Below are 14,859 nucleotides of genomic sequence, written 5' to 3' on the forward strand. Positions count from 1 at the left end.
TAAAACCTTAAATAGGATTGGGGTGATTTATAGGGTACTAAGTGTTCTTTACCTGACATCTTATTTGTTAACAAGGTTTACGTTGCTCCAAGGGGTTTTTTGAGGTTGAGCCCCTTGGTTGTAACGGTTTCTAAGATCAAATATATGTTCCCATAAATTTGACCTACTTTTTCGGAAAGGAGCCGTTCCATTCGGCTCCTTTTTTTGTTATAAATCCTTTTTTGCGCCAGAGAACGCATTTCATACACAATTGTTGACAACTTTCCTTTAAACGTAATATTACGATGAAGTAAGTTTTTGAACAAAAACCCTACTTTTGTAAAGTAACATTAGAGGAAGATTTTTATGTCAGAACAAGTGGAAAGAATCAAAACGTTGATTATTGGATCGGGCCCAGCAGGATATACTGCGGCCATTTATGCCGCCAGGGCGGATTTAAAACCAGTTTTATATACAGGAATGGAACCCGGTGGCCAGTTGACCACCACTACCGAAGTGGACAACTTCCCAGGGTATCCCGAAGGGGTTGACGGACCCACCATGATGATGCAGTTGCAACAACAGGCCGAGAGGTTTGGTACGGACGTGCGCATTGGTATGGTTACCGCAGTCGAGCTGAGCGAAGAAGTTGGGGGTATCCATAAAATTACGGTGGATGATAGTACCCAATTGGAGGCCGAAACCGTTATTATTTCAACCGGGGCTTCTGCTAAATATTTGAACTTGCCCAGCGAACAGCGATTAAGGGGTGGAGGGGTCTCTGCCTGTGCCGTTTGCGATGGCTTTTTCTATAAAGGACAAGAGGTCGCCATTGTTGGGGCAGGGGATACCGCAGCAGAGGAAGCTTCATACTTGGCCAATATCTGTACAAAAGTGACCATGTTGGTCCGTAAAGATTATATGCGTGCCTCCAAGGCAATGCAGCACCGTGTCAATAGCATCGATAATATTGAAATCCGATACAACACCGAAGTGGAAGAAGTATTGGGAGAACAGGTTGTAGAAGGCGTTCGTGTGGTGAACAACGAAACCGGAGAGAAGGAGGACATTCCTGTAACGGGATTGTTTATTGCAATAGGTCACAAACCGAACACCGATGTGTTTAAAGGACAGCTGGACATGGATGAGACGGGTTATATCATTACCCAGCCGAAATCCACCAAAACCAATAGGCCAGGTGTTTTTGCCAGTGGCGATGCACAGGACAAAATATACAGACAGGCGGTTACCGCTGCCGGTACGGGTTGTATGGCAGCCTTGGATGCCGAGCGCTATTTGGCCGCTGTGGAAAGCAAAGAGCTTCAGGTTTCAGAATAAATTAGAGTTTTCCTCAAAAAAAGCTCTAAAAAGCTGTAATATTTGAACATTGTCAGGTTGAGCGCAGTCGAAACCCAATGGTTATGAATGCCTATTAAGTTCTCGACTGCGCTCGAACTGACAGATAACTCGCTTTTTAGACCGCTTTTTTTATGATTGTAACTTAATCAATCCGCTTGTAATTTTCGGAAAATGTCCGGTTACCGTCTGCATCGACCGTAATTTGACTAAAGGAATCCTCGTTTAAAATGAGTTCAAAGGTAAAATTCCTCATAGTATCCAAAGCTTTCATCATATCGTCGTCCCCATATTCAATAACTTCTACCAGTGAGTTGTCCGCTACTTTGTACGAACCATAACCAAATCTTCCGTTGGGTTCGTCGGGTACATATCGGGTCCACATGATTTTTTCCTTGGAATACATCTTAACCTGCCGGTAACCATCCGACTTTTCAATCGTATCTATGACGTTTTCACCGTCATAGTTGTAAAAACTCTCTAATTCCCACGTTCCTTCAATGCTAGGGCTGTTTGGATAAGGTCCTGTAAAGCTTCCTGCCATCAAGAGAACCAGGATAAATGTGAAAAGTAAAACTGATTTTTTCATAGTGCCCTACCTTTTTGGTTCTAAATGTGATATCTAAAAGGTAAGAATAAATTTTAATAATATTAAATTATTAGCTCTATAAATTACACATGATTCATTTTATAGATTCTATTTTTATTAAAATCACAATGAAATTGAATTTCTTCGGAAAAATCAATAAGTGAAAATTGAACATTGCCTGTTTGGTCATTGATGGCTACAATAAACCATTAAGGGCAGCGCAAAGTTGCTCGACATCAATTTTGTTATGATATGCAGATAGCACAATGCGGCTGACTAAAGGTCCGTTCGCATCTGGGTAGTTGAAGTTGGTGAACAAAAAACCCTTTTTTTCCAATCGCGAAGCCAATGTACTGTTCTCAAATTCAAACGTCGGGTGACCCGGTAAATGAGCAAAGAAGCTCGGGTCTTTCAACTGGGAATTGAAATAACGATAGTTTTCTTTCAAAAGCTCCAAACGTTGCGAATACAATCTTTTACCATCCAAAAGTGTGGCCATAAATGCTGGGGAGGCAGGGCTCGCCCCTCCAAAAAAGGGTGTTGCCTCCAGTTCTTGAATATCTTCCGTATCCCCAAAAACAGCTCCAGCCTGTATGCCCATGGCCTTTCCAAGTGAACAGCAGACCAAAAGCTTCTGTGCGCCCAAGGCTTTAAGCATCCCAAAGCAACCGTTTCCATTGGTTCCTACGAGACCGATACCGTGAGAGTCGTCTCCCACCAAAATCAACTGGTCCAAGGGTAATTTTCGTACCCCGTCGAAGTTAGGATATAGTTTTCCCGAAAAATCAATGGTGTCGAAGAGAATTACGGGCGACAATGCGTTTCTTGATTGGTGTTTGGTCACCAAGGTTTCCAGTTCATCGAAACTTTTCGTGGTCAATACTCCATTAATGCGAAGCGCCGTATGTGCGTCAGGCGTTGCTATCACCGGATGGCCTTTTTTTATCAAGCTATGAACGACCAATTGTGCGGCCAAATAGCCACTGGACATGGTCAGACTACTTTCACTGCCTACCCAATGGGCCAAATGGTCTTCCGTTTCCTTGTAAATGTTCAATTTAATATTCGCTTTTCGTGAAGCGCCGTAGTGCATGCCAAACTTGGAAACATTTGTAAGGTAAAGCTCCTTGAAGGGGGCATAATTTTGAAGCCCTAAATAGGCCGTGCCTCCAAAATAGAGGTAGGATTGTCCATCAATTACCATTTCCCTATCCGGTATGCGGTGAACAGAATGCGCCATTAGAGCAGAGCTATACCACTACCGGGTAGTTCCGGGAAAACTACTCGTCCACCTTCCAAAATGGATACGCCAGTGGCAATATCTCCTTTAAGCAACATGGCACCGTCCATATCCACATAGTCCAATTGGGGCAACAGTTGCGCAATGGCCGATATGCCAACCGTAGATTCCGTCATGCAACCCACCATAAGCTGTAGCCCCAACTCCCGTCCTTTGTTGATCATCCGTCTTGCAGGGGTCAGTCCACCGCACTTGGTCAGTTTAATGTTGATTCCATGAAAATAAGGCCCGCACCGTTCCACGTCTTCCTCTACAATGCAGCTTTCGTCGGCAATCACAGGAAGCACCGATTTTTCTTTGACCAATGCCATGCCTTCCCAGTCATCCGCTTTTAGCGGCTGTTCCAAAAATTCTACTCCCAAATCTTTCAATAATGGTGCATTTTTAATGGTTTGTTCAGCGGTCCATGCGGTGTTGGCGTCGATTCGGAAAATACTATCGGTGTGCTTGCGGAGTTCACGGACTATCGCAACATCATCAGAAGTACCCAATTTGATTTTGTAAAGGGGCCACGGTTTTTCCCGTAGTTTGGCCACCATTTTTTCGACGGTGTCGATACCAATGGTATAATTGGTCATTGGATATGTTGCAATCGAGGTACCCCATAGCTCATAAAGCGGTTTTCCCTGAAGCTTTCCGTACAGGTCGTTCGCGGCCAAATCCAAGGCGCACAGCGTAAATTTATGGAGATGGAGCGATTCCAAAAATTCATAAAAGTTTTCTGGAGTATCAAAATCATAGGCTTCAATTTGACCTCTAACGGCTTCAATTTCGGCCATCATCCCTTCAATGGTAATTTTGTAGTAATCGTTGGAGGTGGCTTCCCCATAGCCGGTTTTGCCGTTCAAGGAAAGTCCGACGATCAAGGTGTCTTGTTCGTCCCTTGATTCCCTTGAAATGGTAAAGGTATGGGCAAGTTGGAGTATGTATTTTTTAAGGACTATCTGCATCGTTGGTTTGTATTGCGTCTTGCTAAGATAGGATTTCACCCAAACATAATAAAGACAAAAGCCCACCGAAAACTCGGCGGGCCTTTGCATATTTAAAGGGAATTGGATTAATACTTGCTTACACTACCAGACACGGATTTTTTGGTCTGTACGCTGGCATCACCGGTGTACCTGATGTCTGCTCCGCTGCTGGCATCGGCCACAAGGGATTCCGAAACGTTTACCGAAATGTCGGAACCGCTACTGGCGTCGGCACTGCATCTTTTTACCATAAGGTCTTGCGCTTTAATATCGGAACCGCTGCTGGCATCCGCAAAAAGGGCATCGGCCTGACCGGATATTTTGATATCGGCACCGCTACTGGCATCGGCGGAAACTTCTCCGGCAACCAACTCTACGTGCAGATCAGAACCGCTACTGGCGTCCAGTTCAATGTTCTGGGCCTTTATCACGTTTTGAGCGATGAGGTCGGCACCACTGGAACTTTCTAAACCAGTGATTTCGGGTAAGGTCACGTAAACATTTTTGGTAGCCCTGCCAATGTTTTCGATGGCATGGATTCTCAATCGTCCGTCCTTAATATCGGTTCCGATAAGGTCAATGATGTTCTCGTCAGCCTCCACGGTAATGTTGAATTCGGAGCCTTGGGTCACAAATACATCGATGCCCTCCGAGGCGGCCACCACGTCAAAGTCTTCTTTTACATCGCGGCTTTCTTCCACGATTTCACCGTTACCGGTTTTTCCGTTGCCGAAATTCATATCCATCATGCATGAGGATGCAAAGAGGGATAGGAGTGCGGCGATTGCTAATCTTGCTAGTGTTGTCATGATTGTTGTTTTTTTATGCTCAGCTTGACTGGGCATCTTGATTGATTTTGAGATTTGATTTTAAAATTACTGAATAAATTCAGTGTAAATGTCTGATTATGTGTGCTTTTTTGGCAATAAAACCTTCTGAATTGACGAAATAAGCGACTCAATTGTTACTTTTTTCATTGGCCTTCACTTTTACGCCGTCTTCATTGATCTTCATTTCAAAGGAATCTTGGTCATCCTTGATGTCGATATCAATACCATCTTCGTTAATGATAATCTTGCCCTTGCCATTGCTATCCTCATCGTCATCATCTTCTGGACAGTCCAAGCATTGCAATTCTCCGTCGTCATCCATCAACCAGTATTGGCCAGCAATACCACTTCGGTAATAGCCTTGGTCGTTATCGATTCCCCTGCCAATATAGCGGCTGGTGTTGTCATCAAAATACACCGTTTTCCCTTCGGGAATATAAATGGTAACGGTCACCTCTTGATTTCTCGCCTTGTTGGATGTTTCTGTGGTCAAATATTTGTCGAGTACTATTGCATTACCATCAATGCTATATCCGTAAGTAATGTTCTTGGCACGGTCGCGGGCAGCCAGCGTAGAACTACCATCGGCATCTTTTCGAATGTTGATGCTGATGGAGTCGTTATCCGCCTTACGTATTTTGATATCCACTTCGTCCGATATCAAAATCCGGTTGTCATTGTCGTCATACCCAAAGGTCATTCTACCAAAATGAATGTCATCACGGTCATACTCGCTATGCGCATCTTTCATGGTGATCATCAAGGTATCGGATGGCACTTCAAAGACCAGTTGCTCCCTATCGTTCACACTTCCGGTGTACGAGAACTCAGCGGCTTGCCGTATTCCGAACACAATCAAGGTGCCCACGGAAATCAACCATAGACCCAACAAAGCGAATTTGGCAATGTTTCCAATGGATTTCAGGTTGTTCACCAAAATCTTCAAACCTAAATATAGGACGAAGAAGAACGGAATCCCCACAGCGAAAAACAACAGGATGGATACCAACCAAACTGGTGCGCCAGAGGTGTTCACGATTTCGTAAAAGTCTACGCCCGGCACATTTACTGCATCGAACATACCTACGGTAAACAGTCCGAAGAACAAGCCTACCAAGGTGGATGCCCCGATGATGATCAATAATATGCCTATGAACTTACCGAATACCTTAAACAGGAACAGGATAATGTCCCCGATGGTATCAAAAAAGGTCTTGGAGCCGCTTTTGACCTTGTTGCCCACTTTTTCGTAGTCAACGTTTTTTACTTTGTCCGCAACATCATCAAACCCCTCTTTAACTTTGCGTTCTATATTGCTGATGTTGACGGGCTCCCCCCGCATATCCAATTTTTGGGAGGTAGTGGCGGCCTCGGGAACCAAAATCCATAAAAGGATATAGGCAATGAGTCCAAAACCACTGGTAAATACGGCCAATAGGATAAAGATAAGCCTTACCCAAAGGGCATCGATGCCCAAATAATGCTCCAAACCGGCACAGACGCCACCAATGTATTTGTGATCGATGTCCCGGTACAGTTTTTTGGCACGGGTTACGGGTTGTGCGTAGCTCTTTTTGGGTTCGTCTTCAAAAATGTCCTCGTCCACCATGTAATCTTCGGGCTGTCCCATCACATCGATTACCTGATCTACCTCTTTATTGGTGATCACTTGGCGTTCGTTCTCCATTTTCTCCAGAAAGAGTTCTGCGATCCTTGCCTCAATATCGGCAATGATCTCGTCGCTGCCCTTGGTGCCGGAAAAGGAGCGCTTTATGGACTCCAGATACCGTCTGAGCTTATTGTACGCATCGTCGTCTATGTGGAAGAGCGTATTTGCTAGATTTATATTTACTGTCTTGTTCATTTTTTGATTCTATTTTGTGTTGGTTACCAGATTGACTGCATTTCTAAGTTCATCCCAGGTCCCGTTGAGTTCGTTAAGGAACAACTGGCCTGTTTCGGTGAGCGCATAATACTTGCGGGGAGGTCCCGATGTGGATTCTTCCCAACGGTAGTTGAGCAGTCCCGCGTTCTTTAGCCTTGTGAGCAAAGGGTATATGGTACCTTCCACTACTAACATCTTTGCGTCTTTCAAGGCTTCCAGAATTTCTGAGGCATACTTGTCGTCACCCTTTAGGATGGACAAGATGCAATACTCCAGAACCCCCTTGCGCATTTGTGCTTTTGTGTTTTCTATGTTCATAATTTCATGGTTCTAAATTTATGCTGAACTGGGTTCGGCATCTGATTAACAGTTTTTCTTTGTTCTTCCAAACTTGATTTGGTTTCGTTTCCACTCCATTCCCCTGAATTGGGCAGGGGAGTGGAAACGGTTCTTTGATTGATGATTTGATGATTTTTTTCGTTTTTTGATTGACCCTTCGACTTCGCTCAGGGCTAGTGGTTAAACTCCGTTTTTCTTTGATTGCTGATGAATGTTTTGGAGGTGATGAAGCTCCTATAGTTATTTGATGAATTTTATGGTAAATGGATATTTAAAATATTCCCCCTCGTTGGTACGTATGGTGGCCAAGATGGTGAATACGATGTTGACCACGGCCAAGGCCACTTGTAAAAACCCGGATATGCCTACGGGCCAGATCAGTCTACCTAACCTAAAATCATCACTATCAATGTGAATGTTTAGGTTGTTGAGGTCGCTCAACCCATGGAACCCGAAAAAATTCCAATCGAACAAGTCTGGCCAAAACCCGATAAAAAACGGAATAGTGACCAAACCTGCCACGATGGAGTAAAGCAACATACTAATTTGAAAGTTGAGCGCCTGTTTGCCATTGTAATCGACAAACGCGTGCTCTTTTTTGTTGGCGGTCCATAAGATCAAGGGAAGTATAAAGTTCCCAAACGGGATAAAGTACTTCGAGAACATGGACGCGTGGATGATCGCGGATAAATTTCGTTCGTGTTTGGTGATAGTAGTTGCCATTTTTTGATTGATGTTTTTTGATTGTAAAGGGGTTAACCTATTAGCTTACGATGCAAATATATATCCAAAAGATGGTACTATGCAAAACAAAGTACTATAATTTAACATAAAATTAACAATAATAGATAACTTCTTTTTACCTATTTTTAGACTGACTTAAACAACGTATATGGCACTGACACCCAGTAAAATCAATATGTTTACTTTTATGAAGCTCCCTTCGGCATGGTGGTGCGGGGTACGGCTCCAATATATTGATGAAAAAAAAGCAACGACCACGGTAAAGCATAAATGGATCAACCAAAATCCGTTTAAATCCATGTTTTGGGCCGTTCAGGGAATGGCCGCTGAACTAAGTACGGGTGCATTGGTGATGAACGAAATCCAAAAGAGTGGCAAAAAAGTATCCATGCTCGTAGCGAATAATAAAGCCACCTTTACAAAAAAGGCTACGGGACGCATCAATTTTACCTGTGAGGATGGCGAACAGATAGCCGATGCGATAAAAAAAACCGTGGAAACAGGGGAAGGACAAACCTGTTGGATGAAAGCGGTAGGGATCAACCAAGATGGGGTAGAGGTATCCACTTTTCATTTTGAATGGACGGTCAAGGTGAAGGCGTAGCAGGGTAAAGGGTGAATGCTTAAAGGTCAAACTTTCATTAATTATGAAAGGATTCTTTATTGAGTGTAACAAAACCCTAAACAAAGCAACAGATAAACACAATAACAAGATACCCAGTGAAGCTGAGAGATACTCAGTCAAGCTGAGCATAAAAACAATCAAAAAATGAACGCACACGAAATTGATTACCACATTTATGGCGAAGAAATGCAATATGTGGAAATAGAACTAGACCCCCAAGAGGCTGTTGTGGCCGAGGCAGGCAGTTTTATGATGATGGATCAAGACATTAAAATGGACACTATTTTTGGTGATGGCTCCAATCAAGACACCGGGGTTTTGGGCAAACTCTTTTCCGCGGGGAAACGCTTGCTTACCGGCGAAAGTCTGTTTATGACGGCTTTCCTCAATATCGGTCAGGGGAAAAAGAAGGTAAGCTTTGCTTCGCCCTATCCCGGAAAAATAGTACCTATCGACTTATCCGAAAAAGGAGGGAAGTTCATTTGCCAAAAAGATGCCTTCCTCTGTGCCGCAAAAGGTGTTTCCGTTGGCATTGAGTTCTCCAAACGCTTGGGCCGCGGTTTCTTTGGTGGTGAGGGATTCATCATGCAAAAATTGGAGGGTGATGGAATGGCCTTTGTGCATGCGGGAGGAACCATGGCCAAGAAGACACTGGCCCCTGGCGAGACCTTAAAGGTCGATACAGGTTGCATTGTTGGTTTTTCCCAGACTGTGGATTATGATATTGAATTTATAGGAGGCATCCGGAATACCGTATTTGGCGGTGAAGGATTGTTCTTTGCTACCTTACGTGGCCCAGGAACGGTATATGTGCAATCCTTGCCCTTTAGCAGACTGGCTAGCCGTGTGTGGGCCGCTGCGCCCCGTGGTGGCGGAAAAGACAAAGGTGAAGGCAGCATTTTAGGTGGTTTGGGCGATTTGCTCGATGGGGATAATCGGTTTTAATTTTTAGGAGACAGGAGAGGAGAGTTAGGAGTTTTGAGTTATGGGTTCAGAGTTACGAGTTTCGTGTTGTGGGTTAGTAGTCGGAAGTTAGGAGTTTAGAGTTACGTGTTTCGTGTTGCGAGTTAGGATGTCATTTCGAACTGTCACCCCGAGCGCAGTCGAGGGGCAGTCGAGAAATCTTTTGTTTGAGTCCGAAGTCGGAAGTCAGGATTTATGATGTCATTTCGAAACGAAGTGAGAAATCTATCGGGAGTCAGAAGTCAGTTGGCAGGGGTCGCTGAGCGGAGTCGAAGCGACAGTAAGGACTGAAATAGGGAAACAGTAGGCAGTCGAGAAATCTTTACAGGAGCCATGAGCCAAGAATCAGGAATCAAGAATAAGGAGAGAAAAGACGATAGAAAATAGACTTGATTTGGTGGACAGTAGACGGTTTGCAGTCGGGAGTTAGGGGTTATGAGTTTAGAGTTTAGAGTTGCGAGTTACGGGTTACGGGTAAAGAGTCGGGAATCAGTCCGCAGTTTGCAGTAGGCAGTTGAAATTGTTGGTTTTGTAAGAGGGTTTGTCAGTTCGAGTGTTTTTTGGCGATTTTTTTTAAAAAAAAGAGACAAAAAATGTATCGAGAACCTATTTCAGTGGGGAGCCAAGAATCAGGAGGCATGAGACAGGAATCAAGAGCCAAGAGTGCAGTTATTTGAACTTGACACTTGAACTTGAGTTTTTCAATCAGATTGCTCCATCGTCACTACGTTCCTCATGTCGAAATGACCTCTTACCGTCATGCTGAATTGGTTTCAGCATCCCATTAAAATTGATTCCGCATCAGGTGCGGAATGACAGCCTAGTTCAGTGGGGAGCCAAGATTCAGGAGCCGAGAAACAGGAATCAAGACCCAAGAGGGCAGTCATCTTTTGAACTTGACACTTGAACTTGAGTTTTTCCGTCGGATTTCTCAATTGTCACTTCGCTCCTCATGTCGAAATGACCACCGCTCAGCAACCGCACGGAATAGAAAACCACCGGAAACCCGAAGGCCGCCAGTGGCTCTGTTTGTGCTTTGGGGATTAGGACAAGATCTTATTTTGTATGATGTTATTGACAGTTGGCTTCTATGGAAAGATTACCATCAAAAGTCCACTCATGATTGGCTTCTAAGTTTTGGATAGCAGTGATAACCTCTTCTCCACAAACCGTAAGATTATCTACACCTAGTTTGATGTTCTTAGGGGCATCATTGGTTTCTACAAAGTTATTCCAACCAATAAGCGTAGCGTTTAGATTCTCTGCGCTCATCCCACTATTATTAAGCATATTGGACATTACCACGACACTTCCAATATTCCATCCAGCCAAACTTTGATTGAAGGCTGTAGCACCATTAAGCATAGATGTCATGGAGGTTATGTAACTAGTATCCCAATCACTTATATCCGAATTGAATTTTGTTGCATTAAAAAACATATTATGGAAGTCTTTGACCTCTGAAAGATTGGGAGTAGTTGTCGCACTAAACCCCTCTAAGTTGGTACATCCAAAAAACGCTGATTCAAATGATTTCCATTCAATTGTTCCCCATTGAACTACATCCAATAAAGCCTGACGACTCTCAATGACTAAAGCTCCACCCATTCTAAGGGCTGGGAACACACCCTTTATCGCTACAAAATGGATTCCACCAGTACCATATTGATGTGTGGGATAATGAACGGTTAACTCTTCTTCATCTGTTCCATCCCCCCAATCAATAATATAGTCATATTCATAGTTCTCGTTAGTTCCAATGGTCAGTTGTTGTCCTTCCGCCACATCAAACTTTAGAATAAATGATTCGGGATCCTCAAAAAGGGTTTCTATCACATTAACCACTTTAATATTAACCGTAAACTCAACAGGTTCGTTGATACCGTCGCTTACATTGAGTGTGAGACTATAACCAATGGTGGTCTCAAAGTCTAGATTTTTACCTTCGGCTAAGGTAATCTCACCGTTTTCCGCGACTTGGAAAAGTTCGCTGTCATCTGCTACCAAGGTGTAGGTTAGGGGATTTCCCTCAAGATCTTCAGCTTCTACTACACCAATTACGTCTCCTGCGACCGCATCTTCGGCCACTTCAAACTTTTGCGCATTGGCGGTAGGAGGCTGATTGGAATTGCCACTATCCTTATTGTCTTGATTTTCAATAGGATTTTCGTTGTTTAGTGGTGAAGGGGTCGGCTCGTCATCTTTGCTACATGATGTCGTATACATCAACGCAAATGTCGCGAGCATTAAGACTGAAATTTTTGAAATTCTTTTCATTGTTTATTGTTTAAAAATTTAATAGGCGGCCAAATTACATTGTATAAGCCCACGTCAAGGCTACGATCTGACGGATGCAGGCTACGATCTGACGGATGCCCTGTTTGATCTGACGGATTTTTTTGGGGAGATGGATTTTTGAGGACAGAAAATAGATTTTAGACAGTAGAATGGAGAAATTAGATGAGAGAAAAGAGAAGTTAGGAGTTTAGAGTTATGAGTTACGGGTAAAGAGTCGGTTGGCAGTTTGCAGTAGGCAGTCGAGAAACCTGGATAGGAACCAAGAGGCAAGAATCAAGAATAAGGAGATAAAAGACAATATAAAATAGACTTTATTTGGTGGGACAGTAGATGATTTGCAGTCCGAAGCCTGGAGTTTAGAGTTGAGAGTTACGGGTTACGGGTAAAGAGTTGGGAGTCAGTCTACAGTTTGCAGTACGCAGTTGAAATTGTTGTTTTTGTAAGAGGGTTTGTCAGTTCGAGTGTTTTTTAGCGGTTTTAAAAAAACAAGACAAAAAATGTATCGAGAACCTTGTGCAGTGGGGAGCTAAGAATCAAGAATAAGGAGAGAAAAGACGATAGCAAATAGACTTGGTTTAGTTGGACAGTGAGCAGTTAGCATTAGGTAATAGGCAGTGAACACCAAACCCTAAAATAACAAACTCTAAACCTTAAAACCACATAACCATACAAAATCCAATCATCCGTCAATCCAACATCCATTGTCTCAAATCCCAAAAAAAATCATTTCTTTTGTGGATATGGATTTCAACGACCTGTTCCATTTTCTGGAAGAATTGCAACAAAACAATAACAAGGAATGGATGGATACCAACCGAAAATGGTACAAATCTCTCCGCAACGATTTCATCACTTGGTTGGATGATTTGGATATGACCATGGGCCAGCTCCATGATGATTATTACCCAACTCCTGGAAAAAAAGGCATCAACAGAATCAACAATAATTTGATGTTCCACTCAAACAAACCCATTTATAAAGATCATTTTGGTGCTGGTTTAGACAAAGCGCCCAATTCCGCCGATTTTTATATCGAAATTGGTCTAAAACAATGCTTGCTGGCCGGAGGTCGTTGGCGACCCGACTCCAAAACGCTACGGAGTATCAGGGATGCCATCGATTACAATGGCGAGGAATTACAAAAGATTTTGGACAAACCTTCCTTCCAAAAAATGTTCGGTGGCCTCTACGAAGATGAAAAATTGGTGTCATCACCAAAAGGTTTTTCCAATGACCATCCACAAATTGATTTGCTGCGGAACAAAACCTTCGCCGTGGAATACAAATTATCCAAGGCAGAGGTACTGAGCCCTGATTTCAAGGAAAAGATTATTGCCGTGTATAGAGAAATGCTTCCGTTCCGTCAATATTTGAACCAGGCGGTCACCGTTTAGTCCAACTCATCCGAAGCTTGTATCAAACGGGCTGATAGGTCTGGTCGTTCCATATCTTCATCATAGGGAAACATTGGGCGTATGATTCTTTTGTGTCCCAAACGTTGAAGATCTTGGTCGACGCCCCCTGGAGTAAGTGCCATGACCCAGTCCCCTCTCATATCGTATAGTTCGGGTACCAAATACCCAATTTTGACCACGATGATATCGGTTTCACTTGGATGCAGTCCCAAGTTGGTGAAATCCGATTTTTTGTGATAGGGTTTCCTTTTTTGGGTTACGATGATATGGGCATTGTCCACTTTTACCACCACCTCGGTCTCGGCATGCACATCTCCCTCCCGAATAGCCGTTACTTCGCCAGTTAATAACAGCGGTGGGGCATATCGGTCATCGATTTCAGCACCCACCTTCGCACTGACTTTTCCACCAACACCCACTTTAAGAGCCTCTTCTACGAGTTTTGGCCCAGGAATGGAGGCGTAAATCAAAGATTTGCCATGGGGTGCATGGAATTCCTCTCGTTTTAAAAGTTCTGTCAACGTCCACGTGACATCGCCGGCACCGCCTGCGGTGGGGTTGTCGCCCATATCGCTAAGGATAAACGGTTTTTTGTCGCTGGCAAGGGCTTGTCCCAAAGCCTCTTCGTAGGATGTGGTGGGAGCAACAAATTCAAATTCTTCGCGGACATCCCAAAAACTATTGGCCAGTTTTTCAGCCCCTTCGGTAACCTGTTCTTTGTCATCTCCTGTCACCATGACTACGGCATGGTTTCGAGGCTCGTCCGCCCATGCGTATCCAATCCAAATAGCGGCATCGATAACGCCTTCCTTTTGCTCCACATCAGGAACTTGGGCATACAGGCTTTTTCCGGGTTCTACTCGGGTACTTGTTTTTTCGCCAGGCAGTAAAATCGGCACCGGAATCCAAGCCTTGTATTTGGGTTTGCCTTTTCCGTTTTCCAGCCTAGACACCAAATTTTCAACAGCACGTTTTTTGGATTCGATGGCGTCCTCGTGCGGGGCCATCCGATAACAGGTGATTAAATCGGTATGCTGAGCTAGGCGCTTGGAAACATTTCCATGTAAATCCATGGAAGTGGAAATCAATACATCGGGCCCTACCACTTGACGAATTCGTCGGATGAGGTCACCTTCTGGGTCATCGAGCCCCACCACGCTCATGGCACCATGAATATCAAAGAAAAGTCCATCATACGGCAGGTTTTTTTCCAGTAGGGTCAAGGTTTGACCTACTAAGGATTCATAAGCCTCTCGGGTCACCGTGCCTCCGGGCAACGATTTTCCCACTAAAGTGGGAACCCATTCGGCTCGTTGCCTCAACGTGGAATCAGCGTCCATGAAAGGATAACGGTTAAAAATAGAATCACCTATTTTCGCATGGAACGCTTCTTCGTGGGTGAGCGCGGGTGAAAAGGTACTGGACTCAATGCCCAGTCCGGCTATGGCTATTCGGGGCAATTGTGGTTCCGTTTTTTTTTCACAGCCCATCAGCAAGGCACAAAACAACAATAAAAGTAAAGGGTTACGCATTTTATCAGGTTTGGTTGATTTTCAGTAAGACCT

At 43.9% G+C, this 14,859-nt stretch carries 13 protein-coding genes; 4 read left to right on the forward strand and 9 right to left on the reverse strand.

From position 1 onward, the window contains the following. The first annotated feature begins 345 nt into the window (after positions 1–345). A complete protein-coding gene (gene trxB, locus EO130_RS10775; RefSeq protein WP_127141518.1) occupies positions 346–1,317 on the forward strand; it encodes a thioredoxin-disulfide reductase in 972 nt (323 codons plus the stop codon). 163 nt (positions 1,318–1,480) lie between these two features. Here the strand turns inward: trxB and EO130_RS10780 are convergent, their stop codons facing one another. The 7 genes from EO130_RS10780 to EO130_RS10810 all read right to left on the reverse strand — a co-directional run bounded on the left by EO130_RS10780 (position 1,481) and on the right by EO130_RS10810 (position 7,972). Then, positions 1,481–1,924, reverse strand: a complete 444-nt coding sequence (locus EO130_RS10780) for a hypothetical protein (protein ID WP_127141519.1) — start codon at positions 1,922–1,924, stop codon at positions 1,481–1,483. 196 nt (positions 1,925–2,120) lie between these two features. Further along, positions 2,121–3,164 carry an aminotransferase class I/II-fold pyridoxal phosphate-dependent enzyme gene (locus EO130_RS10785; protein ID WP_127141520.1) on the reverse strand — a complete coding sequence of 348 codons (1,044 nt, stop codon included), beginning with the start codon at positions 3,162–3,164 and terminating at the stop codon, positions 2,121–2,123. Further along, positions 3,164–4,174, reverse strand: coding sequence for a dipeptide epimerase (locus EO130_RS10790; RefSeq protein ID WP_127141521.1), 1,011 nt, complete (start codon positions 4,172–4,174; stop codon positions 3,164–3,166). The genes EO130_RS10785 and EO130_RS10790 overlap by 1 nt, the downstream gene beginning before the upstream one ends. Positions 4,175–4,281: 107 nt before the next feature. Next, positions 4,282–5,004: a head GIN domain-containing protein gene (locus EO130_RS10795; RefSeq protein WP_127141522.1), complete on the reverse strand. Its 723-nt coding sequence runs from the start codon at positions 5,002–5,004 to the stop codon at positions 4,282–4,284. 148 nt (positions 5,005–5,152) lie between these two features. Beyond that, complete coding sequence (locus EO130_RS10800; protein WP_127141523.1) at positions 5,153–6,889, reverse strand: PspC domain-containing protein; 1,737 nt, start codon at positions 6,887–6,889, stop codon at positions 5,153–5,155. 9 nt (positions 6,890–6,898) lie between these two features. Beyond that, a complete protein-coding gene (locus tag EO130_RS10805) occupies positions 6,899–7,228 on the reverse strand; it encodes a PadR family transcriptional regulator (RefSeq protein ID WP_127141524.1) in 330 nt (109 codons plus the stop codon). A gap of 261 nt (positions 7,229–7,489) precedes the next feature. Next, the gene (locus EO130_RS10810) at positions 7,490–7,972 is read right to left on the reverse strand and encodes a DUF4870 domain-containing protein (protein ID WP_127141525.1); all 483 of its coding nucleotides are present in this window, start codon (positions 7,970–7,972) and stop codon (positions 7,490–7,492) included. A gap of 169 nt (positions 7,973–8,141) precedes the next feature. Here EO130_RS10810 and EO130_RS10815 point away from each other — a divergent pair, with 169 nt between their 5' ends. Both EO130_RS10815 and EO130_RS10820 read left to right on the forward strand, forming a co-directional pair. Then, entirely contained in the window at positions 8,142–8,597 is a 456-nt protein-coding gene (locus EO130_RS10815; RefSeq protein WP_127141526.1) for a DUF4442 domain-containing protein, read from the forward strand. Positions 8,598–8,762: 165 nt separating this feature from the next. Further along, complete coding sequence (locus EO130_RS10820) at positions 8,763–9,563, forward strand: TIGR00266 family protein (protein WP_127141527.1); 801 nt, start codon at positions 8,763–8,765, stop codon at positions 9,561–9,563. Between the two features lie 1,089 nt (positions 9,564–10,652). Here the strand turns inward: EO130_RS10820 and EO130_RS10825 are convergent. Beyond that, positions 10,653–11,858 (reverse strand): BspA family leucine-rich repeat surface protein, encoded by a 1,206-nt coding sequence (locus EO130_RS10825; protein WP_127141528.1) that lies wholly within the window; start codon positions 11,856–11,858, stop codon positions 10,653–10,655. Positions 11,859–12,619: 761 nt separating this feature from the next. Between EO130_RS10825 and EO130_RS10830 the strand changes: the two genes are divergently transcribed. Then, complete coding sequence (locus EO130_RS10830; RefSeq protein WP_127142072.1) at positions 12,620–13,273, forward strand: DUF2461 domain-containing protein; 654 nt, start codon at positions 12,620–12,622, stop codon at positions 13,271–13,273. Here the strand turns inward: EO130_RS10830 and EO130_RS10835 are convergent. After that, positions 13,270–14,826 carry a M81 family metallopeptidase gene (locus EO130_RS10835; RefSeq protein ID WP_127141529.1) on the reverse strand — a complete coding sequence of 519 codons (1,557 nt, stop codon included), beginning with the start codon at positions 14,824–14,826 and terminating at the stop codon, positions 13,270–13,272. The genes EO130_RS10830 and EO130_RS10835 overlap by 4 nt on opposite strands. Between the last annotated feature and the right edge of the window lie 33 nt (positions 14,827–14,859).

It is taken from the genome of Flagellimonas marinaquae, from assembly GCF_003992675.1.
GTDB classification, from domain to species: domain Bacteria; phylum Bacteroidota; class Bacteroidia; order Flavobacteriales; family Flavobacteriaceae; genus Flagellimonas; species Flagellimonas marinaquae.

What these genes read in the sequence shown, in the direction of transcription:
- trxB (WP_127141518.1), top strand. Translation starts at nt 346, where the DNA reads ATGTCAGAACAAGTGGAAAGAATCAAAACGTTGATTATTGGATCGGGC.
- EO130_RS10780 (WP_127141519.1), bottom strand. Translation starts at nt 1,924, where the DNA reads ATGAAAAAATCAGTTTTACTTTTCACATTTATCCTGGTTCTCTTGATG.
- EO130_RS10785 (WP_127141520.1), bottom strand. Translation starts at nt 3,164, where the DNA reads ATGGCGCATTCTGTTCACCGCATACCGGATAGGGAAATGGTAATTGAT.
- EO130_RS10790 (WP_127141521.1), bottom strand. Translation starts at nt 4,174, where the DNA reads ATGCAGATAGTCCTTAAAAAATACATACTCCAACTTGCCCATACCTTT.
- EO130_RS10795 (WP_127141522.1), bottom strand. Translation starts at nt 5,004, where the DNA reads ATGACAACACTAGCAAGATTAGCAATCGCCGCACTCCTATCCCTCTTT.
- EO130_RS10800 (WP_127141523.1), bottom strand. Translation starts at nt 6,889, where the DNA reads ATGAACAAGACAGTAAATATAAATCTAGCAAATACGCTCTTCCACATA.
- EO130_RS10805 (WP_127141524.1), bottom strand. Translation starts at nt 7,228, where the DNA reads ATGAACATAGAAAACACAAAAGCACAAATGCGCAAGGGGGTTCTGGAG.
- EO130_RS10810 (WP_127141525.1), bottom strand. Translation starts at nt 7,972, where the DNA reads ATGGCAACTACTATCACCAAACACGAACGAAATTTATCCGCGATCATC.
- EO130_RS10815 (WP_127141526.1), top strand. Translation starts at nt 8,142, where the DNA reads ATGGCACTGACACCCAGTAAAATCAATATGTTTACTTTTATGAAGCTC.
- EO130_RS10820 (WP_127141527.1), top strand. Translation starts at nt 8,763, where the DNA reads ATGAACGCACACGAAATTGATTACCACATTTATGGCGAAGAAATGCAA.
- EO130_RS10825 (WP_127141528.1), bottom strand. Translation starts at nt 11,858, where the DNA reads ATGAAAAGAATTTCAAAAATTTCAGTCTTAATGCTCGCGACATTTGCG.
- EO130_RS10830 (WP_127142072.1), top strand. Translation starts at nt 12,620, where the DNA reads ATGGATTTCAACGACCTGTTCCATTTTCTGGAAGAATTGCAACAAAAC.
- EO130_RS10835 (WP_127141529.1), bottom strand. Translation starts at nt 14,826, where the DNA reads ATGCGTAACCCTTTACTTTTATTGTTGTTTTGTGCCTTGCTGATGGGC.